General features: G+C 42.5%; 16 protein-coding genes. 10 read left to right on the top strand and 6 right to left on the bottom strand.

Annotated features, from left to right (window positions below; all coding sequences use genetic code 11):
• Positions 1-309 precede the first annotated feature (309 nt).
• A complete protein-coding gene (gene ligA / locus ACFPIK_RS14170; protein ID WP_377916397.1) occupies positions 310-2775 on the top strand; it encodes an NAD-dependent DNA ligase LigA in 2466 nt (821 codons plus the stop codon).
• 160 nt (positions 2776-2935) lie between these two features.
• Here ligA and ACFPIK_RS14165 read toward each other — a convergent pair whose 3' ends face one another.
• Complete coding sequence (locus tag ACFPIK_RS14165) at positions 2936-4207, bottom strand: hemolysin family protein (protein ID WP_377916395.1); 1272 nt, start codon at positions 4205-4207, stop codon at positions 2936-2938.
• Positions 4208-4478: 271 nt separating this feature from the next.
• On the opposite strand from ACFPIK_RS14165, the gene ACFPIK_RS14160 reads away from it, so the two are divergent.
• The 3 genes from ACFPIK_RS14160 to ACFPIK_RS14150 are packed head-to-tail and all read left to right on the top strand — an operon-like array spanning position 4479 to position 6427.
• Positions 4479-4820, top strand: a complete 342-nt coding sequence (locus ACFPIK_RS14160) for a hypothetical protein (RefSeq protein ID WP_377916393.1) — start codon at positions 4479-4481, stop codon at positions 4818-4820.
• Between the two features lie 37 nt (positions 4821-4857).
• A complete protein-coding gene (locus tag ACFPIK_RS14155; RefSeq protein ID WP_377916391.1) occupies positions 4858-5433 on the top strand; it encodes a hypothetical protein in 576 nt (191 codons plus the stop codon).
• Entirely contained in the window at positions 5426-6427 is a 1002-nt protein-coding gene (locus tag ACFPIK_RS14150) for a hypothetical protein (protein ID WP_377916389.1), read from the top strand. Before ACFPIK_RS14155 ends, ACFPIK_RS14150 begins: the two co-directional genes overlap by 8 nt.
• Positions 6428-6485: 58 nt before the next feature.
• Here ACFPIK_RS14150 and ACFPIK_RS14145 read toward each other — a convergent pair whose 3' ends face one another.
• Both ACFPIK_RS14145 and ACFPIK_RS14140 read right to left on the bottom strand, forming a co-directional pair.
• Positions 6486-8933: a S8 family peptidase gene (locus tag ACFPIK_RS14145; protein ID WP_377916387.1), complete on the bottom strand. Its 2448-nt coding sequence runs from the start codon at positions 8931-8933 to the stop codon at positions 6486-6488.
• Positions 8934-8944: 11 nt separating this feature from the next.
• Positions 8945-9913 (bottom strand): AAA family ATPase, encoded by a 969-nt coding sequence (locus ACFPIK_RS14140; protein ID WP_377916385.1) that lies wholly within the window; start codon positions 9911-9913, stop codon positions 8945-8947.
• 193 nt (positions 9914-10106) lie between these two features.
• Here ACFPIK_RS14140 and ACFPIK_RS14135 point away from each other — a divergent pair, with 193 nt between their 5' ends.
• The 6 genes from ACFPIK_RS14135 (at position 10107) to ACFPIK_RS14110 (ending at position 15004) form a co-directional block, all read left to right on the top strand.
• Positions 10107-11162 carry a helix-turn-helix domain-containing protein gene (locus ACFPIK_RS14135; protein ID WP_377916383.1) on the top strand — a complete coding sequence of 352 codons (1056 nt, stop codon included), beginning with the start codon at positions 10107-10109 and terminating at the stop codon, positions 11160-11162.
• The gene (locus ACFPIK_RS14130; RefSeq protein WP_377916381.1) at positions 11162-11680 is read left to right on the top strand and encodes a PIN domain-containing protein; all 519 of its coding nucleotides are present in this window, start codon (positions 11162-11164) and stop codon (positions 11678-11680) included. Before ACFPIK_RS14135 ends, ACFPIK_RS14130 begins: the two co-directional genes overlap by 1 nt.
• A 183-nt stretch (positions 11681-11863) precedes the next feature.
• Entirely contained in the window at positions 11864-12724 is an 861-nt protein-coding gene (gene dapA / locus ACFPIK_RS14125; protein WP_377916379.1) for a 4-hydroxy-tetrahydrodipicolinate synthase, read from the top strand.
• Positions 12725-12729: 5 nt separating this feature from the next.
• On the top strand, positions 12730-14037 hold the full coding sequence (gene xseA, locus ACFPIK_RS14120; RefSeq protein ID WP_377916377.1) for an exodeoxyribonuclease VII large subunit: 1308 nt from the start codon (positions 12730-12732) through the stop codon (positions 14035-14037).
• The gene (gene xseB / locus ACFPIK_RS14115; protein ID WP_377916375.1) at positions 14034-14222 is read left to right on the top strand and encodes an exodeoxyribonuclease VII small subunit; all 189 of its coding nucleotides are present in this window, start codon (positions 14034-14036) and stop codon (positions 14220-14222) included. Before xseA ends, xseB begins: the two co-directional genes overlap by 4 nt.
• 77 nt (positions 14223-14299) lie before the next feature.
• Positions 14300-15004, top strand: a complete 705-nt coding sequence (locus ACFPIK_RS14110; protein ID WP_377916373.1) for a hypothetical protein — start codon at positions 14300-14302, stop codon at positions 15002-15004.
• 25 nt (positions 15005-15029) lie between these two features.
• Here ACFPIK_RS14110 and ACFPIK_RS14105 read toward each other — a convergent pair whose 3' ends face one another.
• The 3 genes from ACFPIK_RS14105 to ACFPIK_RS14095 form a co-directional block, all read right to left on the bottom strand.
• The gene (locus ACFPIK_RS14105) at positions 15030-15527 is read right to left on the bottom strand and encodes a UpxY family transcription antiterminator (protein WP_377916371.1); all 498 of its coding nucleotides are present in this window, start codon (positions 15525-15527) and stop codon (positions 15030-15032) included.
• 122 nt (positions 15528-15649) lie between these two features.
• The gene (locus ACFPIK_RS14100) at positions 15650-19054 is read right to left on the bottom strand and encodes an efflux RND transporter permease subunit (protein ID WP_377916369.1); all 3405 of its coding nucleotides are present in this window, start codon (positions 19052-19054) and stop codon (positions 15650-15652) included.
• A 3-nt stretch (positions 19055-19057) separates the two neighbouring features.
• Entirely contained in the window at positions 19058-20185 is a 1128-nt protein-coding gene (locus ACFPIK_RS14095) for an efflux RND transporter periplasmic adaptor subunit (protein ID WP_377916367.1), read from the bottom strand.
• Positions 20186-20189 lie beyond the last annotated feature (4 nt).

Below are 20189 nucleotides of genomic sequence, written 5' to 3'. Positions count from 1 at the left end.
TGGCTTACCTGACCGAAGCGCATCTCCGGCCTGCTTGGCGAAAGCCTTGAAATCAAACTCTTCTTTGTCTTCTTTCATAGTCAAAATTTAATGGTTTAAATTTTGACACAGTTATTTGAACAGTCTCGAACATGACAACTGGATAATGCGAAGCAAACAACTTGATAACCTGACAACCTTGATAACCCGAAAACCTGGACAACCTCGACAACGCGACAACGCGAAGCAGACATCTCCCAAAAACCCATCACCCGATTTTCAATTCCTATTCCCATTCGTTTAACTTTACCCTCCTAATTTTTACCACCCATGACTCACCTCGAAGCCGCTGCCCGTATCGCCCAACTGACCAAAGAGATCAATCATCACAACCATCTTTACTATCAGGAAAGTAGAATCGAGATCTCGGATTTTGAGTTTGATCGATTGCTGGAAGAGCTGGTAAAACTGGAAAGGGAATTTCCTGATTTGCTCAAAAGCGACAGTCCAAGCCAGCGGGTGGGTGGTACGATCACCAAGGAATTTCAGACCGTAGAGCATGAATACCGCATGCTTTCGCTCGGAAACACCTACACGATCGAAGAGCTGAGAGCATTTGACGAGCGGGTGGTCAAAGGCCTTGGGCGCTCAGACTATGAGTATTTCTGCGAAATGAAATTTGATGGGGTGGCGATCTCTCTGGTGTATGAAAACGGCCAACTCGTGCGTGCCGTCACCCGAGGAGATGGCAACAAAGGCGATGACGTGACTGCGAATGTAAAAACCATTCGAAACATCCCTTTAAGCATCAAGGCAGCAAATGTTCCGACAAAATTTGAAGTGCGGGGAGAGATATTTTTACCTATCAAGGAATTTGAAAAAATCAACGCGGAGAAGGAAGCCAAAGGAGAAGCGCCCATGGCCAATCCGAGAAACGCTGCCTCCGGAACGCTAAAAATGCAGGACAGCAGTGTGGTGGCCAAGCGAAGACTCAACTGCTATTTCTACCAACTTCTGGGTGAAAATATCGGCGTGACCAAACACGATGAAGCGATCCACCTGATCGAAAGCTGGGGCTTCAACGTCTCCCCGACCTACAAGAAAGCTACCACCATCGATGAGGTATTGGACTACATCGAAGATTGGCGAGAAAAGCGATACCTCCTTCCTCTTGACACCGATGGCGTGGTGCTCAAAATCAACGATTACGATCAGCGGGAAGAACTGGGATTTACCGCGAAAACTCCACGCTGGGCCATCGCTTATAAATACAAAGCTGAAAGTGCAGAGACCGAATTGCTCTCCATTACTTATCAGGTGGGCCGAACAGGCGCGATTACTCCTGTAGCTAACCTTGCCCCCGTCCAATTAGCCGGAACAACCGTGAAGCGTGCTTCCCTCCACAATGCCAATGAAATCGAGCGACTGGATATCCATGAGAGGGATTTTGTCTATGTGGAAAAAGGAGGGGAAATCATCCCCAAAATCACCGCAGTCAATCCCGTACGAAGAAAAGCTGGAGCTCCTCCCATTCACTACATCACCACATGTCCAGAATGTGGTACAGGTCTAGTCCGAAAAGAAGGTGAAGCCAAGCACTACTGCCCCAATGCGGTGGGCTGTCCTCCTCAGGTATTGGGAAGGATCGAGCACTTTGTGAGCAAAAGAGCCATGGATATCGATTCCCTAGGTACCGAGCGAATCCGAGCGCTGATCGATCAGGGATTTATCAGCAGCTATGCCGATATCTATGACCTTGACAACAAGCAGCAAGAACTTCTAGGCTTGGAAATGAGCCAAGATCAATACGAGCGAGAGGTTTCTGGCTTACTTTACATTTCACTGGAAAAAGCGCTTTTTGCCCTCACAGAAGGCATTTCCTACAAGCAAATCCAAGATTTTCTTTTAGAAAACAACCACCTTCCGCTTCGCGATCGTCTACGGGCGTTTCAGGTACAGATCAGATCTTGGAAGAAAAAAGTCCCTGCCAACGTGGGTATGGTCGATTTTCTTCTTCAAAACCTAGACTCCCATCAGGACCTGATGAAAGTGGAAGATTATGTACCTGTAGCCGTAGTGTTGGAGATCTTTTTGGGGAGACGAGTGGAGTTTGACCGTATTCTCGAGGCAAGCAAAAAGCACGGAACTGTCCATACCATTTTGCTTGACCTACAGCTTACCCTTCCGGATGAAATCAACGAGCGTATCAAAAAACTCAAAGCCAACACCTTCCAAGAAGGCGTCATTTCCAACATGATGGAGGGGATTTTCAAATCCAAAGAGCAGCATTTTGAAAAAGTGCTTTTCGCTATTGGCATTCGAAACATCGGAGAAAATACGGCCGTGCTTTTGGCTAAGCATTTTGGCAGCATCGAAAAGCTGCAAGAAGCTACCACTGAGGAACTGCTTGAAATCAACGGAGTGGGCGAAACGCTTGTGCACAGCATCCGGGAGTTTTTTGCCCAGCCGGAAAATCTCGAACACATCGCTCGCCTGAAGGCACAAGGCCTCAAATTTGAGATGGAAGAACGAGAATTGACTCAACTCGGAAATGCATTGGCCGGCAAGCGAATCCTGGCCTCAGGCAAACTTCAGAACTTCAAGCGGGATGAGATCGTGGATTTTGTGCAAGCCCATGGAGGACAATACATTTCCTCCGTTTCCAAAAACCTCGACTTCATCATCGAAGGCGAAGAAATGGGCCCAAGTAAAAAGGAAAAAGCGCAAAAGCTGGGAGTACCACTGATTTCGGAAGAGGAGTTTTTGAGGCTGGTGAACGGGTATGAAAAGACATAAGTAACTAGATATAAGTCTCTAGACTTAAACCCAACTCTAGCTTTTCCAAAGTTTGGAACCTTGGAAAAGTTTTCAGATTACAGATGAAATGAATAGGAGATAAAGTTTGAAAGTAATTTGCCTCAGGGAAAAAGAAAGTCTAAATCGGGAAATCAACTAGTTATACCCGGCTGACCAACACCTTATCAATCCGCTGACCATCCTTATCTACGACCTCGAGCTTCAGGTTCTGGACGGTCACGGAGTCTCCTACATTGGGAATGTAGGCGCTTTTGGAAAGGATAAGACCTGCCAGCGTGGTAAAGCTTTTGTTTTTGTAAGAAATCTCCAGATCAAAGTATTTTTCAAAATCGATGATCGAATACTGTCCATCTACCAACCACGAATCCTCGTCTCGCTGTACGATCTGATACTCATTTTGATCGAGTTCGGTAGAATCACCCACCAACGCATCTACCACATCGTCCATGGTTACAATCCCCACCGTGACCCCATACTCATCAATCACCAATCCATAGTGTAATCTTTGGGCTTTAAACAGTTCCAAGGCCTGATAGGCAAACATGCTTTCGTTGAGAAAAAGTGGAGTCTTGGCGATTTTCTTCAGGTCAAATCCCTCCTGAAGCCGCGCATCAAACAAGTCCTTGACCAATACTATCCCCACAATATCATCCAAGTCACCATCCTTGCAAAGGGGATAGGCGGAGTGCTTTTCTTCGCTGATTTTTTGTCTGACAATCTCCTCTGTATCCATGACATCAAAAAAGACCAATTCGCTACGGTGCGTGAGCAAGGTGTTGATTCTTCGATCCCCCAATTCAAAAACCCGCTCCACTATATCCTGCTCGATGTCCATGATCTCACCACCTTCCGCACTTTCCTTGATCAATGCTTTGAGCTCTTCTTCTGATATTTTACTGTCTGACGTTCGCTTGATGCCAAACAGCCATAGTAAAAAGTCATTGGAAACGGTCAACAGCCAAACAAAGGGACTGGTCAGCCTGGAAAGCATCATCATTGGCTTGGATACAATCAGCGCGATGGATTCAGGAAAAGTCATCCCTACTCTTTTCGGAAACAATTCACCCAACACAATGGAGAGATACGTGATCAACAGTACAACCAAGCCGACTGCCAGTGTTTTAGAATAAGGAGCCAAAATAGGAATGGTCTGGATAAAAGCATCCAGGTCGTCGGTGAGATTCTCCCCACCGTAAACACCAAGCATCACTCCAATCAGGGTGATTCCAATCTGAACGGTAGAGAGGAGTTTGGTCGGGTTTTCCGAGAGTTCCAAAGCTGCCTTGGCACCAGATTTTCCTTGTTTTTTGAAGTTTTCGAGTTTGAACTTCCGGGAAGACACCAAGGAAAGTTCAGACATGGCAAACACACCATTGAGAAGCACAAGGAGCAGGATAATCAGAAGTTCCACAGAAAGAAGTTGAATCGATGAGTTTCGAATTTAGCTTAAATTCAGAACATAAAAGGGGCGAAGATTAAAAGTGGGATAGGAAGGAGAATTGAAAGTTCAAAAGTTTTGGTCAGCTCCGATGGTTGAAACCACCTCCATCCAAAAGAGACGATTTTTAGAAGAAATATTTCTATTCTGGATTTAGTTTTCGTTCAAAAAATTCATTTCTTGTATTACTAAGTGAAAAAAGGCGAAAGGAACCCTGATCGCCTATCATTTGGCAAAAAAATCTATGACCTTTTCCAACTTCTCTTTTTTAGAATCCGAATTTCCCATCCTATTCAATATTGGGCAGTCGGCAGAATTCCATCTTTTTCAGGATGCGGTCACCTGTATCTTCAAAATCCGTCAATTCGGAGAGCGGGTAAAAGTCAAAGGAATAAATCAATTACCTGAAAAAATCGAATCCCAATACCAAAGTTTAAAATCCAAGATTGATCAATTGCCACAGACTGTGTTGGCGAAGGCATTTCGTGGGGAGTTGGTAGGACAGGAAGTGAGGGAGTATGTGAGGGAGTTAGAGGAATTGGGGATGGTGGCGGAGGGGGTGGGGATTTATAATAAACTCAATTAGAAATATTGCGATTATTAATTTAGAGTTGAAATCAGACTTGCCTATTCTCGAATTAGATTTAGAAAATCTATTGAATCAAATTGAGTCCAAAAAAACACTTAGGTCTGGTGAAATAGATAAAGAGATCAAAGCCCTATTTAACAGACATTTTTCCAGCTCTGAGACATTTCTTGAAGATTATTATTATCAATATAAAAATTCATCATTTGCTTTCGTTTGGTACGAAGGTATGCTTGAATCAGAAGAAGATAGACTAAGAGAGGAAGAATCAAGTAAATTTACCAAATGTGAATTTATCCGACATTTTTTATCCCTAGCACCTCATGTTAATTATTTCATAGGAGAAAAATCTACATACCGAAATAAGCCCGAGAGTTTTAGTAATCTAGCATTCTATTTTCTCTCAAAATTGTCAGAAATAGAATCTGAAGACTATTTTCATTATGATTGGATTCTATTTGCTGAAGGAATTCAGATAGGAAATAAACTAAAGGAGGATTTAAAAAAGTATTTAATTGAAAAAGAGTTTGTTGAACAGGATTTACACCAGGATCTCCGTATATCCTACAAAGGGAGATTATTTATCGAAGAAAAAATGTTGAGCCATGGCTAAAATTGTTTATCTAATTGGAGCAGGAGCTAGTGCACATGCATTGCCAATAGTTTACAAAATTCCAGAGAAATTAGAAGAAGTCATAAATGATCTTGATAAAATAAAGATTCTAACTGGAATATCGGAAAATGATTTAGAAAAGATTGATTATGCAGTAAATGATCTAGTTTGGCTAAAAAATGAGTCATCAAAACACGCAAGTATCGATACTTTTGCTAAAAAGTTGTATGTAAAGAAAAAAATTGAAGACCTTAGAAGGTTGAAATCTTCAACAGGGCTTTTCTTTTCTATACTTCAAGTAAAATATAAAGTTGATCCACGTTATGATCAATTTATTGCATCGATTATTGGGGACTCAGTTAGAGATTTACCAAAGGAAATATGTGTTATTAGTTGGAACTATGACAATCAATTTGAATTGGCATTTAAAGAATATTCTGAAAATTATGACTGCGAAGTTCAAGAGGCATTTTTAGGGATGATCCATAAAAATCATTTAAATAACTTAGAGAAAGATAAATTCAATATTTTTAAAATAAATGGTACGAGCGGATGCTTTACTTATGGGGATGGCTCGAAAAACAACTTACTAAAGCGTTTGGATCAAAAATATGATAATAATTTTCTAAAAAGGTCTGTTGATAATTATATAGAGATATGTCATAGTCTTGAATATCCTAACTTCAAGCCATTGATGTCTTTTGCTTGGGAACGTAATAATTCCTTTGATGCTTTAATAACACAACTTAAAAGTGTGATTTCTGAGTGTCAAACACTAGTAATTATTGGCTATTCTATTCCCTTTTTCAATAGAAAAATTGATAAAGAAATTCTTGATACAATGGAAAATCTAAGGACAATTTACATCCAAGACATGTTTCCAGATACTATCAAACAAAGATTATTTCAGCTAATTCCAATATCTGAGCAAAAAAGTATAAGGGTGGAATACTCAAATGACCTAAATCAATTTCTCATCCCTTATGAGCTTTAGTAATTCCAATTTTGAAAAAAGCCAGTTCCTTGTTTTGATTCTTAAGAATCAGCACCCCTCAAGTAATTATTTCAGCACTTACCTTCAATTCATTCAAAATAGGAGTCAGCAGATCTTCTGTTTCAGTTTCGATGCTGATGATCAGACTGTAACGGACGGATTGGGTATAACGCTTATGTATGGGTCGGTTTTTCCACCAGCCTCCGGTCGGAATGATGGCCAGTTCATTTTTTGTTGCCAGATCAGCTGCATTTCCTTTCCACAAATCCCGATGGATTGAACCTTTATCTCTAATCTTTTGTCCAAGAACCCATCTTTCTCTTCCTTCAGTTTGGTACTCTCCTTCTAATGCTTCTCTAGCTTCCCTGTTTATTCGAGCTAAAAATGCCTCGGAGGACTCATTGGTGTCTTTTAGTTTGAATCGAAGTCCATGTGAGGCATAGTTACTGGCTTTGGCATATCTTTTATTTCCCGGATTGGGCTCGACAAAATAGGAAAGTGTGACAGTAAGTTTGATTGCTGAATTACCCATTTCCAATAATAATTCTTGGGGCCAAGGCAGTGTGAAAATGTGGCATTCATTGGCTTGAACCCGTCCATCTGCAAACACATATGGAGTCAAATGCTCCTGAACAATTAAGGAAACCGAGTTCTGCATGGTATAAATTGCCGACGGCAAAAACGGAACTCCATAACCCACACTTCGCAGCAATTTAATTTTCTCTTCCCTTGATAGGTCTTCAATATTCCTACCTCTAAGCATCTGATCAGTCCATTGCGCCGAATGAACCATAAGGGCTCTTATAGTTTCTGGCCAATAATCTGGGTAGATATCTAATACAGCTGCACAAAACTTTGCTGCGAATGCCGTGGCCGCGGAAGTTTCACCGAAAGCTGTAAATGGAGACCTGGCAAGACCGCCCTTTGAAATACTCAGAGGAAATAAGGAGTCTGGGTCACACAATGCATTATTCCACACTGCTGCATTTCCTCCTTCAAAAACCACTTCAGGTTTAATTGCCCATTCCTTATCCCAGGAGTCACTGGTTGTACTTGAAGGAGCTAAATCACCTCTCTCAGCCAATAATGTTGCACTTGGATATTTTGTATAATCAATTCGATCTTTAAGCGTAAAGGCCCCCACAGATACGGCATTAAAAGCCTGTGCAGGTGTATGGATAGAGTAATCAAAATTAGAAAGGGGATACTCAAGCCAGCGGAAATTGGGAATATTTCCTCCTGAAACGAGAATTAGGCGTTTCCAATTTTCTTCTCCAAAAGCCAATTTATCGACAGCAGCTGACCAAGAACTTGGTTTTCCTAAATGGGAATCACCATCTGCGGTTATAGCCATGCTAAATATTCTCTGAGAAGATGAATTTGAGGCCTCTGCTCTTGCAATGGCTTCTTCGGTGATTGGTCCATAAAAATCCGGATCTGTTGGGTGCGCTGCGTGAATGATTTTCACACTCTCCAATCGATGAAATATTCTGATCTGTTCTCGACTTAACAGAGCTTCTGACAAGTCTCCAAAAAAGATTATTCCTGTCATGGGTGTTCCATGACCTGGACCTGCCCAACTGTCATCAGTACCCCAAGATGGGTCGACAGTATCCAGTGAAATAATTGAGTTTAAATTTGAAAGGAGTGGATGGTTTTCATTGATTCCGGCATCCAATAAACAAACTGAAATTTGGGGATCTTCCTGAATACTTAACCTTTTTGCCAAATCAGATATCCAAGAACGTTGCTCTGTTATATCCATTGCAGTAAAAGAATCAGCAATTTCTACCGGCTTTCTCAATTCATCAAGATACTGGGAGTAGAGTAGAGAAGCCGAAAGTTGTCTGGAACTACCTTTTACCAAAATGACCAGGTGCTCAGGAAAAATCAAAACTCTTGAGGATACCTGAACCCTTACTGCTTCCAGCATTTCATTAATTTCCGTGAATACTGATTCTGAGGAGTTATTGGTAATATCTAACCAAACTTCCCACCAGACCTCTTCATTCGGTTGAGGAAAAGGGAACTCAGGTTCTTGCCAAAAGGCTTTTAAAGTTGAATGGTGGATTGATTCGATATTTGATAAAAGACTAGCATTCTTGGGATTTCCTTTGCTGGTATTTTTTTCAGGCTGCGAATAGGCTTCTACTTTTGCTAGAAATTCTTTGACTCCTTTCTTAGAGAGAAATATCGAGCTTATAGTTTTTCTGCTACCTTCTTCCCCTATTTCCTTTATGTTTGCGATTCTAACTTCACCTGCTTTGCCTTCAAATTTAGATAAGTCCAAATCAAACCCGGCAAAGGTTTCCAATTGGACGTAAACAAAGTCACCGGGTTCTCCTTCCCAAAATTCAAGAAAAGCTGAATTAAACTCATCATTTAGCTTTCTACCATGAATGCCCTGATCCACATTTTTGTTTGTGTTAAATCTTCCTGAACCATGTGGGGTAAAACTTAAGGACCTTGCTTTATTCTCAAAAAAAATATGTTTAAAAAAACTCATTCAATATTAGTTTAATAGTCCTTTTTTCTAGCCTTTATATAGGCAATAACTTTTTTTTCCTGAATCTCTGTTTCTCCATATAGAAGGGAATCCTTCCAGATGTCTTCACAAATTTTGTGTATCTCGGCATGACTGAGCCCAAGCGATAATTCAGAAATTCTCTTAAAATCTATATTGTAACCAATTCCGATTTCAGCAAATTTGGATTCAAAAACTTTTTCAATTTGATCTGAAGTTGGATTCTCGTAGGTAATAATATCATCAAATCTCCTGAATAATGCTGAATCCAGGCTTCCTGGCAAATTCGTTGCGGCAATTATCAAGCTATTGGACCTATCTTTCTCGATCTGCAATAAGAAGGTATTCAACACTCGCTTTATTTCACCAACATCCTGAGAATAAGATCGTGTACTGCCTATACTATCAAACTCGTCAAATAGGTAAACAGCCCTAAAATCCATCATTGCATCAAAAATCAATCGAAGTTTTGCAATGGATTCACCGAGGTATCGACTTATTAACCCGTCAAGTCGGATGACGAAAAGAGGCAGTCCAAGTTCACCCGCTAAAGCATGGGCAGTCATTGTTTTACCAGAGCCCGGAGGCCCTACTAAAAGCAACTTCCTTCTAGGCTGAAGATTGTAGCTTAGAAGTTTATCCAAATGTCTCTGTTCATGAATCACCTTCATCAGAGAATCTTTCACAGCTTCTGAAAGAACCATGTCTTTCAATTTTATTTGTGGACTGACTAGCTCAAGCAAGTCATTAAGCTCCTTCTGAGCTGCATTGACTGGCAGCCGTTTAACAACTGATTTGGAAGATTTGCTTTTGTCAATAAGCTTCTTTAGTTCTTCGGCTAATTCAATATGCCCTTTTCTAGCCTCTGAAGCAGCTATTTGCATAGCAGTAGCATAGAAGCGAGATTCATCACCCTCCCCAAAAGATTTAATCAAGGACTTTATTTGTTCCGCTGCTGCCATTTTTTAAAAGTCAAAACAATTACAATCAATACCAAAGCAAATTAATTCAATATGTTTCAAGCCACCATGTAAAACAGGAAATCTTTTACAGAAGGCTTACGGGAGTTGACAAATATACTAATTTAAACACCATTTGTCAATTCAAATCCTTAAGTTTGAAAATCGAATAATCTAGAGCTCAATTAGCATACCAATGAAGAATTTCTCAAGCCGCCTCAAATCAGCCCGCCTGATGAATGGACTTTCCCTACAGGGCTTAGCTGATAAAATTGATAATCGGATCACCAAGCAGTCCCTAAGCAAGTACGAGTTGGGACAGGTTGTCCCCGATAGTGAAATGATTGGAATTCTATCCGAAGCATTGGGAGTACGACCGGATTACTTTTTCTCCGATCAGGTACTGGAGTTTGGAACTATCGAGTTCCGAAAGCTGGAAACCTATCCGGCAAAAGAGCGAACCCGAATCGTAGAGATTGCCAAAGACGAATTGGGTAGATACCTGGAACTCGAGCAGATTCTGGGAATTGAGACTCGGTTTGAAAATCCCATCTCCCATATATCCATTAGTTCTCAGCAGGACATAGAAGAAGCATCACAGACTTTACGAAACCATTGGGGATTGGGTACCGGACCACTTTCCAACGTGATAGAGCTTTTGGAAGATCACCATGTGAAGGTGTTGGAAATTGAATCCACCGAGGAATTTGACGGCTTTAGTACTTGGGTAAATGGTAAAAACATTCCCTTGATTGTACTCAATAAGGCCAAACTGAAGGATGTACCCGACCGGAAGCGATTTACTGCTTTGCATGAGTTGGCGCATTTGCTCTTGGAAGTAAATCATCATCCTGAAAAAGAGAAGGAGAAGTTTTGCCATGCCTTTGCGACCGCGATGCTGATTCCCGAAGAACGCCTTAGAACCGAGTTGGGAGGCAAGCGCACCAAGCTTTCTTTCCATGAATTGGCCGCCATCAAGCAGCAGTATGGGATTTCCATGCAGGCCTTGGTTTATCGTGCGAAAAATCTCGGATTGATCTCCGACAACTACTTCAGGCAGTTTTATGCCGTATTTAATCAATTGGGCTATCGGAAAAATGAACCCGTAGCCTATGAAGGGTCAGAGCATTCAAACCGCTTTTCCCAATTGCTTTTCCGAGCATTGGCGGAGGATTTTATCTCCATGAGCAAGGCAGCGGCGCTAAAGAATCAGAAACTAGCGGAATTCAGAAAGGAAAACATGGTGATTTGATGCGAGTAGCGGTTACTGATGCCTGTATTTTTATAGACCTGATCGAGCTGGAAATGATCACTTCGTTTTTCCAGCTCGATCTTGAACTGCACACGACCGTGGCCGTAATCAATGAACTCTATCCGGAACAAAAGCAAATTTTGGACGCCTACCAATCCGTCGGTAAACTTCATGTACACAATCTCAGGGACGATGATTTTCAGGAAATGAGGCAGATTGCTTTTCCCCGAGGACTTTCACAGGAAGACCGCTCTGTACTCTTTTTGGCCAAGAAACTTGGGGATGCTATTGTCATCAGCAGTGACAAGTTGGTGCGTGACTTTGCTGCCAAACTAGACCTCCCCTATCATGGGATTTTTTGGATTTTGGATCAATCAGTGACCAAGAATCTGATTTCAAAAGCAAAAGCCCTCCATATTCTTTCCGAAATGCCAAAAGTTAACTCGATGTATCAAGGGGCGAATATGAAAAGGGAAATCGAAAAGAGGCTTTTAAACTGGCCTAAGAAAGATGTGTGATCTAGGTTTACACGGCTTGCTTAAAGAATCTCTGAATTAACAAATCTCAAGTCCCCTCTCTCCTTATCACCCATTCTCACCAACCAAAACCCACTTTAAACGCACTAAACCCGTTTTTTTCTATAAATGGAAGTCAAAACCAATTCAAGACTGTATCTTTGCAGCCCTAACAAACCTAAAACCATGAACGCATTCAAAGGCACCGGAGTCGCATTGATTACTCCTTTTCATGACGATCACCGCATTGACTTTGACAGTCTCAAGCGCCTGATCGATCATGTTGTTTCTGGCGGGGTAGATTACCTGGTGGTCCTCGGTACTACAGGTGAATCAGCTACTTTGACCTCCGCAGAGAAGAAACAAGTGCTCAAAGCATGCTTGGAATACAATGACGGACGGGTACCTGTGATGCTTGGTATCGGCGGAAACAATACCCAAGCGGTATTGGATGAGATCGAATCAACTGATTTTTATGGAGTGGCGGCCGTGCTTTCTGTAAGTCCTTACTATAATAAGCCGAGCCAGGCAGGTATCATTGCTCATTACACTGCGGTGGCTGACGCATCTCCAGCGCCTGTGGTTTTATATAATATCCCCGGACGCACCATGTCCAACATGACCGCTGCCACGACATTGACTCTTTCTCACCATCCCAATATCATCGGTATGAAAGAAGCAAGTGGCAACTTGGAGCAATGCATGCAAATCGCGGCCGCGATGCCCAAAGACTTTTTGCTCCTTTCTGGGGATGACTTGCTGACCAAAGCCCTGATGAGCATTGGAGGCAGCGGGGTCATATCCGTCTTGGCCAATGCCCTCCCGCAGACGTTCAAAAACCTCACCCATGGCGATCATCTGTCGGCACTTGAAGCGACCTTTTCACTCCTCGGGCTCAACTCACTGATGTATGTGGAAGGAAATCCGGTAGGAATCAAAAACCTACTCTTCCATCAGGGGATAATCAACAGTGACCAAGTGAGACTCCCAATGCTACGAGCCAGCTTGGAACTCAGCAATCAGATCAAGTCTGCCTATCTAAAGTAAGGCTGATGAATCCGCTCTCCATTTCCCAACTCACCGAGCAGATTAAGCTCGTGCTGGAAAATGAACTCCAGCCAGTGTATTGGGTAGTGGGTGAATTGGCGGATTTCAGACAGGCGCCTCAGGGACATGTCTATTTTGAATTGGTCGAAAAGCAAGGCAACCAGGTGCTTGCAAAAATTCGCTCCAACCTCTGGCAGTTTACCTACCGGTCAGTTGCCGCTAAATTTGAATCCGTCACCGGCACTTCGCTGAAGAATGGGATGAAAGTATTGGCCCAAGTGTCGGTCAGTTACCACCCCGTCTTTGGATTGAGTGTCAATGTAAAGGACATCGATCCTTCTTTTTCCTTGGGTGAAAGAGCAAGAGTCAGACAGGAAACGATAGACCGCTTGACCCGTGAAGGGTTGATCCGACTCAATGGCCAACTTCACTTGCCTAGAGTCATTCAGCGGATTGCGGTCATTTCCAGTGCCACTGCGGCTGGTTATGGAGACTTTGTCAATCAACTCGAAAACAATCCCTACGGCTACAGGGTCTATCACCGCCTTTTCAACTCCCTGATGCAGGGAAACGAAGCGGTAAACAGTCTAATTGCTGCTTTAGAAAGTGTAGAATCAGAAAATACCAGAAGTTCATTTGATGCAGTAGTCATCATCCGGGGCGGTGGTGCACAGCTGGATTTGGATTGTTTTGACGATTACCGATTGGCTGCACAGATCGCTAAATTTCCACTTCCCATCTTTACCGGCATCGGTCATGAGCGAGACGAGACGATTGCAGACCTTGTCGCCCATACCCGGCTAAAAACACCTACAGCTGTAGCTGAATTTCTCTTGAGTGGATTCCGGGAATTTGAAGAAAATCTTGGCTTAGCGCTACAGCGGATAGATCGAGCCACACGAAGCAGACTGAGAGAAGAGGACCAAAAAATCCAACAGCTCGCGATTAGAGTTCGATCCTTGGCTACGCAAAAAATTTCCTTGGAAAATGAAAAAGTAAACACGTATTTCAAACGGATCGAGCAGTCTTCCAAATCCATCAGCCGATACGCCTTGTTTCAATTGGAAAATCTTGAAAAAAATCTTTCCAAAGCATTTGGTCGGTCTATTAAAAAGGAAGAAGACAAGCTCCTGCACTTGGAAGTAGTCATTAAGCAACTTGATCCCCAAGGACTATTACTAAAGGGGTATAGCCGAACTGAAAGTCAAGGAAAACCTATCCATTTGATCGACTTGAAAGTAGGAGACGAACTCATCACGTATACTTCGGATCAAAAACTCAGCAGCACACTTACAAAAATCGAAAAGAAATGAGCGAAATGACCTATTCCCAAGCCATGTTGCGCCTGGAGACAATTCTGTCCCAGCTCGAAGAAGGCAATAAATCAGTGGATGAACTTTCTGACTTAGTCAAAGAAGCAGCCGAACTGGTCAAATTTTGTAGACTAAAACTGAGAAAAACTGAATCTGACATTCAGGCCGCTTTTGAAGGGGCTTGATTTTTGAAATTCTACAGACCCATTCAGGTCCATGGCATGTTTGTTGTCAAATGAAAATACAACTCAACGAAAAATCCATGAAATCAATTTTCACTCTTCTTTTTATGTTTTTGCTGTTGACATTTGGGTTGGATTCAACTGCCCAAAATTTTTACAAGGAGAGAGTGTCCAGAGATAATGTAGTCACTTTGGGTATGGGACCATCTTTTGGTTACCTCGATAATGGAGGCCAATACAGGGATTACAATTTTGCGGTTAAGCCTACTTTTTCCCTTGCCTTGACCAGAAAACTAAACTCACTAATGGAATTAAGGACCACAGGAGGAGTGCAATGGATCAGTAGCGGTGGCAATCCACCCATCGCTATCAGAGACAAATGGTACTTTTCAAACGCTTCCTTTACTGCGAAAGGTCCAGCTTATTATTTTGACATCCTCCCGAGCTTTTATCTGATTCCGTTTTCCAACCACATGCATCGGTCAAAAGTGAATTTATATGGTGGGGTTGGGCTTGGAGTACTACATGCTGTAACTAAACAAACCAAATCGTTCAGTCCGGAAGAAGAGCCTAAAAAGCAAAACATCACTACGGGTTATGTGCCTGTCAGAGCAGGACTAAGCTTAAAAATCGGCCCTTACTCCGACCTGGCCGGCGAGGGTACCATGCTTTGGACATTCACCGACAACTTGGATGGAAACGTGGGTTCCAACAGATTCGGAGACCATCTTTTTCAGGCACAAATCGTATTTAGACGATATTTCATCCCGAAATCTACCGAATAGCCCTCTTGCTACCGACGTTGAATTTTTAGATGACTTGGAGGAATTTCCTCGGAATAGAAATCAGCATATTTTGGTATATCCCCGGTATTCGGATCAAGAAATAATCCTTGTTGCCCTTTTCGATACACTCCCCTTCCATATCCTGAAGAGGGCCACCCATTACTTTTACTTTTTCTCCAGGTTCGATTTCCGATCCATCGGTTTCAATGGCAACACCGGTAGTTACCACACGTTGAATGGTCTCAATTTCTTCGTCGCGAACCGTGGCATGTTGACCTGAGAAATGGACAAATTTGACGGCTCCGGGTACCTGCAGACACTCCCAAAGTTGGTTCCGATGAGTTTTGACAAATACGTAACCATTAAAAAGTGGACGCTGTACTTTCTTTTTTCGATCCGACCATTGTCTCAATTCCTCAACAATCGGTAAGTAAACATCCAATCCACGTTCCTTCAATCGCTCGGCAACTTTCTTTTCCGAACGCGACGCGGTATACATCACAAACCATTTCAATTCCTGCATCTCACAAAGTTTTTTGGGAAGGCAAATTTAAGAAAAGGGAATGGCTTATCCCTGAAAAAAGGAAAAACCCCCGGAACATTGTCCCGGAGGTTTCGTCAAAAAAAACCACCAACCTTAATCAATCATGCTTTGAGCTTACGAAGTCTCATGTTGAGCTTATCTGCCAACAAATACATGACTGGTACGATCACTAACGTGATGAGCGTAGCAAAGGTTAGCCCAAATATCACTGTCCAAGCCATAGGCCCCCAAAAAGCTGCATTATCTCCGCCCACATAGAACTGCGGATCAAACTCACTTAGTAAGGTGCTAAAATTGATATTCATCCCGATCGCCAATGGAATCAATCCGAGTACTGTAGTAATTGCCGTAAGCAACACCGGTCGAAGACGGGTTTTTCCAGCTTCGATTATACTACCCAGGAGATCGTGAAACTCTAAGTATTCTCCTGGCTTGATGCCTTTTTCTTCTCGTTTTCTAGTTCGAACCAAATCCGTGTAATCAATCAATACAATTGCATTATTCACCACCACGCCAGCAAGTGAAATAATTCCGATACCGGTCATGATGACCACAAAGTCCATGTTGAAAATCACCAATCCTAGGAACACCCCAATCGTACTGAACAGCACGGAAGTCATGATGATGAAAGGACTGATCACGGAGTTAAATTGGGCCACAATGATCAAGAAGATAAGCGATACTGCTATCCCCAAAGCTCTGAGTAGGAAGGCCTGAGATTTAGCCTGCTCTTCTTGTTCTCCGGTGTATTTGACAGTGATTCCCTCAGGGACTTCATAGTTAGCCATCAGATCTTTGATCTGATTGTTGATCTCCGTGGCATTATATCCATCCAGCACGTTGGAGTACATACTTACTGCTTTCTCCAAGTCTTTTCTCTTTACTGATCCATAAGTAGAACCATATTGGATATCTGCCACCGCGGAGATCGGCACTTCTCGTTTATCACCGAATTTGTCTCTAAATCCAATTTTCTTGTTGACCAAGGTATTGATATCGTACCTGGAATTTTCATCCAATCGAAGTTGGATAGGATAATCCTCTTCCCCTTCCTTGTATTTGGAAATCTCCAAACCAAAGAGAGAGGTGCGAAGCTCCGTTGCGATGGTTGAGGTGGAAAGACCAAACCTTCTGGCTTTTTCTCTGTCAATATGGACCACCACTTCAGGACTTCCCAAGGAAAGATCCGTCTTCAATTCTTCGATACCTTGAATATTGTTTGACTCTAGGTAGCTTTTTGTTTCTTCCACAAAAGCAATCAGTTGCTCGTAGTTCTCGCCCACAAACTCAATGTTTACAGGATTTCCTACAGGAGGACCGTTCCTTTGTTTGTTTACAGTAATCAATACCCCGGGATACTTGACCACCAAATCGCGAATAGCCTGCATGGCATCATTGGTATCAATCCCTTGACGAAACATGTAATCCACAAATCCAATGGTGATTTTGGCCTTATGAGGTGTTGCTTGGGTGCTTGGACCTTCCGTAGGATCTCCCGTTCCTTGACCTACCTGAGTGATCACAGATTCAATAATACCTCCGTAAGGTTCGAGAACTTCGATCATTTCATCTTCCATCCCATCTACAAAGGTATTGGTTGCCTCGATGCTTGTCCCGATTGGAAATTCCACAAACACATTCACTAACTGAGGCTGGTTATCAGGGAAAAAGAGAACTTTTGGAGCTCTAATGCCTAGTAATACCAATGAAAAAACCAGGAGCATAAAAGTGCCACCAAAGATGAAATATGGGTTTTTGCCATTTAAAGCAAATCTGAGTGTGGATTCATATGCATTTTCCAATTTAACCAAGAAAACCACCTGAAACCATCTGATCGCACCTCTAAGGAAGTAGATATTGAAGACCGTCAATACAGAAGCTACAATGGAAATTGAACCCATTGAATTCCATCCCACTAAATAGAAAATTACTGCAAGAACCAAGAATATACCTGACACCAAAAGAGATTTTTGCTTTGGCTTATCCTGATTCATGTCTTCAATTTTCATAAACATGGAAGTCATCACGGGATTGATGACCAATGCTACAAAAAGCGAAGATGAGAGTACTATGATCAGCGTGATAGGCAGGTACTTCATAAATTCCCCTACCACATCATCCCAAAACGCGAGCGGGAGAAATGCGGCCAGGGTAGTCGCAGTAGAGGTAATAATTGGCCATGCTACTTCACCCACACCTTCCTTGGCTGCTTGCATCGCAGGCTTACCTTCCTGCATGAGTCGGTAGATATTTTCCACCACCACAATCCCATTGTCCACCAACATACCTAAGGCTAGGATCAAGGAGAACAACACCATCAGGTTGAGGGTAATCCCAAATGAATTAAGAATCAAGAAGGAAATAAACATGGACAAAGGAATAGCCGAACCCACGAAAAGTGCGTTTCGGAATCCCATAAAAAACATCAAAACCAAGACTACCAGGATAATTCCGAAAATGATGGAGTTTTCCAAATCGGCTACTTGTGTGCGGGTTTGCTTACTTTGATCATTGGTAATCGTAATTTCCAAGTCCTTCGGAAAACGGTTAGACTTAGTGGTCTCAATGATGGTTTTGATTTTATCCGCAGCATCCAACAGGTTTTCCCCACTCCGCTTGGTCACATTGATGGTGACTACAGGGAGATTCTTATTTCTGGCATAGGAAGTTCTGTCTTTAAAGGTGTCTTTGATTTGCGCAACATCTCGGAGGTAGACGATTTTCTGCTGATCTGTTTTTACAATGATATTGAGCAGGTCATTTGGATCCGAAAACTCACCATCCACGCGAACAGTCCGCTCAAAATCACCACTTTTGATATTACCCCCTGAAATAGTCAGGTTTTCAGATTGGATGGCTCCGGAGATATCTCCAAAACTCACTCCTACTGCCTCCATTTTATAAGGGTCCACATTGATTTGGATCTCACGCTCTACGGTACCTGCCAAGTCTGCTTTGGAGATTTCCGGCAGTTTCTCGATCGCATCTTCTAAGTATTCACCAAATTTCTTCAACTCCTGCTCGGAATACGGACCGGAGATGTTTACGTTCATGATTGGAAAATCAGAAGTATTGACTTCCAGTACATTAGGCTCCTGATCCAAATCAGATGGCAGTTCGCTTTTGGATTTGTCTACCGCATCTTTTACATCCTGAATAGCCTTAGAAATCTCTACTCCTGGAGTAAACTCAATCACGATGGATGAGAAATCCTGCACAGAAGTGGATTTGATATCCTTTACATTGTTCAGGCCTTTGAGTTCTTTTTCAATAGGGCGCGTGATCAGGTTTTCCATATCCACAGGTGAGTTGCCTGGATAAGGTGTCCCTACATACACGGTAGGTATGACGATCTCAGGAAAACTCTCCTTGGGCATGGTCCGGTAGGCACCAAGACCCAATACAGTAATGATGAGCGTCAAAATCACCACCGACGTAGAATTGTCCACACTAAAGCTGGACAAGCCAAATTCCCGGATGGTTTTGGATTTTTGAAAATCTGTCATGGCTTAAAGCTTCGCTACGTTCACACTGAAATTATCACCTACTTCACGGAAACCTTTATCAACAATGGTTTCGGTTCCGGTCAAGCCTTCTACAACTTCTGTCTCATCTGCAAAGGTGTATCCTCGCTTGATGTATTTCTTTTTGGCTATGCCATTTTCTACCGTAAACAAATAGTCACCTCTGTTATCAGCCAAAATCAAATGGGTAGGCACGATGACGCTTTCTTTGTTTTTGTAGTCCTGAATTTTCAAAACTGAAATCATATTGGGCTTTACCTCAGGGATATTTGGCAAGAATACTTCCACCTTGAAGGTTCTGTTGTTTGGATTGATGATCGAACCGATGGCCGAAACCTTGGTCTTCATCGTCTTATTGATAGAAGGGAATGAAACCTCCACAGAATCGCCTTTGGAAAGTACTCCCACGTAGCTTTCGGAGATATCTGCCTCGATAAATAAATCACTCTCTCCCACAAATTGAAACATCGGTGTGCCCGGCTGTACCAGTTCTCCCAAACGCACGCGAACTGTTTCCACGGTTCCGTTAAACGGCGCTTTAACTACCGCTTTGGACAATTGGGTTTTCAGCGATGCCAAACTCTTTTCCAAGCCTTCTTTTCGGTTCTTAGCTTCCAAATACTGGATTTCGGTACCGATCTTCTGCTTCCAAAGTCTCTCTTGCTTCTCAAACACAGTTCGGGCTAGAGAAAGATTGTTTTCCAATTCCTCGATATTTCGTTGAATAGATTCTGCATCAATGGTAGCCAATACTTGACCCTTGCTCACTCGCATACCTTCGATTGCAGGTACATCCAAGATTCTACCTACAGTCTCCGAACTGATGCTTACATTTTTCTTGGAAAGGACCGAACCAGTCACTTCCACGTAATGCGTGAATTCGCCTTTTTTGGCAGCTGCAGTGGTGATCAGGAGAGATTTTTTGTTTGCCGCAGCAAATTCCGGATCTTCCTTAGTAATCTCCTCTTCAAGAGCTTTGATCTGTGTATTGATTTCGGAGAGCTGGGATTTTAGAGCTTCCAACTCAGCTTTTTTGGCATCCAAACCATCTGTAGCACAAGAAGCCACAACAATAGACAGTGCCAGGAGGGGTAAAAGTTTGATAGGTTTCATATGA

It is taken from the genome of Algoriphagus aquatilis, assembly GCF_042657405.1.
In the GTDB taxonomy this organism is placed as follows: Bacteria; Bacteroidota; Bacteroidia; order Cytophagales; family Cyclobacteriaceae; genus Algoriphagus; species Algoriphagus aquatilis.
This window is presented reverse-complemented; position numbering and strand designations above follow the sequence as displayed.

Excerpts from the sequence above, each read along its gene's own strand:
- ACFPIK_RS14100 (WP_377916369.1), bottom strand. The coding sequence starts at position 19,054 with ATGACAGATTTTCAAAAATCCAAAACCATCCGGGAATTTGGCTTGTCC.
- ACFPIK_RS14150 (WP_377916389.1), top strand. The coding sequence starts at position 5,426 with ATGGCTAAAATTGTTTATCTAATTGGAGCAGGAGCTAGTGCACATGCA.
- xseA (WP_377916377.1), top strand. The coding sequence starts at position 12,730 with ATGAATCCGCTCTCCATTTCCCAACTCACCGAGCAGATTAAGCTCGTG.
- xseB (WP_377916375.1), top strand. The coding sequence starts at position 14,034 with ATGAGCGAAATGACCTATTCCCAAGCCATGTTGCGCCTGGAGACAATT.
- ACFPIK_RS14160 (WP_377916393.1), top strand. The coding sequence starts at position 4,479 with ATGACCTTTTCCAACTTCTCTTTTTTAGAATCCGAATTTCCCATCCTA.
- ACFPIK_RS14145 (WP_377916387.1), bottom strand. The coding sequence starts at position 8,933 with ATGAGTTTTTTTAAACATATTTTTTTTGAGAATAAAGCAAGGTCCTTA.
- ACFPIK_RS14105 (WP_377916371.1), bottom strand. The coding sequence starts at position 15,527 with ATGCAGGAATTGAAATGGTTTGTGATGTATACCGCGTCGCGTTCGGAA.
- ligA (WP_377916397.1), top strand. The coding sequence starts at position 310 with ATGACTCACCTCGAAGCCGCTGCCCGTATCGCCCAACTGACCAAAGAG.
- ACFPIK_RS14110 (WP_377916373.1), top strand. The coding sequence starts at position 14,300 with ATGAAATCAATTTTCACTCTTCTTTTTATGTTTTTGCTGTTGACATTT.
- ACFPIK_RS14140 (WP_377916385.1), bottom strand. The coding sequence starts at position 9,913 with ATGGCAGCAGCGGAACAAATAAAGTCCTTGATTAAATCTTTTGGGGAG.
- dapA (WP_377916379.1), top strand. The coding sequence starts at position 11,864 with ATGAACGCATTCAAAGGCACCGGAGTCGCATTGATTACTCCTTTTCAT.
- ACFPIK_RS14095 (WP_377916367.1), bottom strand. The coding sequence starts at position 20,185 with ATGAAACCTATCAAACTTTTACCCCTCCTGGCACTGTCTATTGTTGTG.
- ACFPIK_RS14130 (WP_377916381.1), top strand. The coding sequence starts at position 11,162 with ATGCGAGTAGCGGTTACTGATGCCTGTATTTTTATAGACCTGATCGAG.
- ACFPIK_RS14135 (WP_377916383.1), top strand. The coding sequence starts at position 10,107 with ATGAAGAATTTCTCAAGCCGCCTCAAATCAGCCCGCCTGATGAATGGA.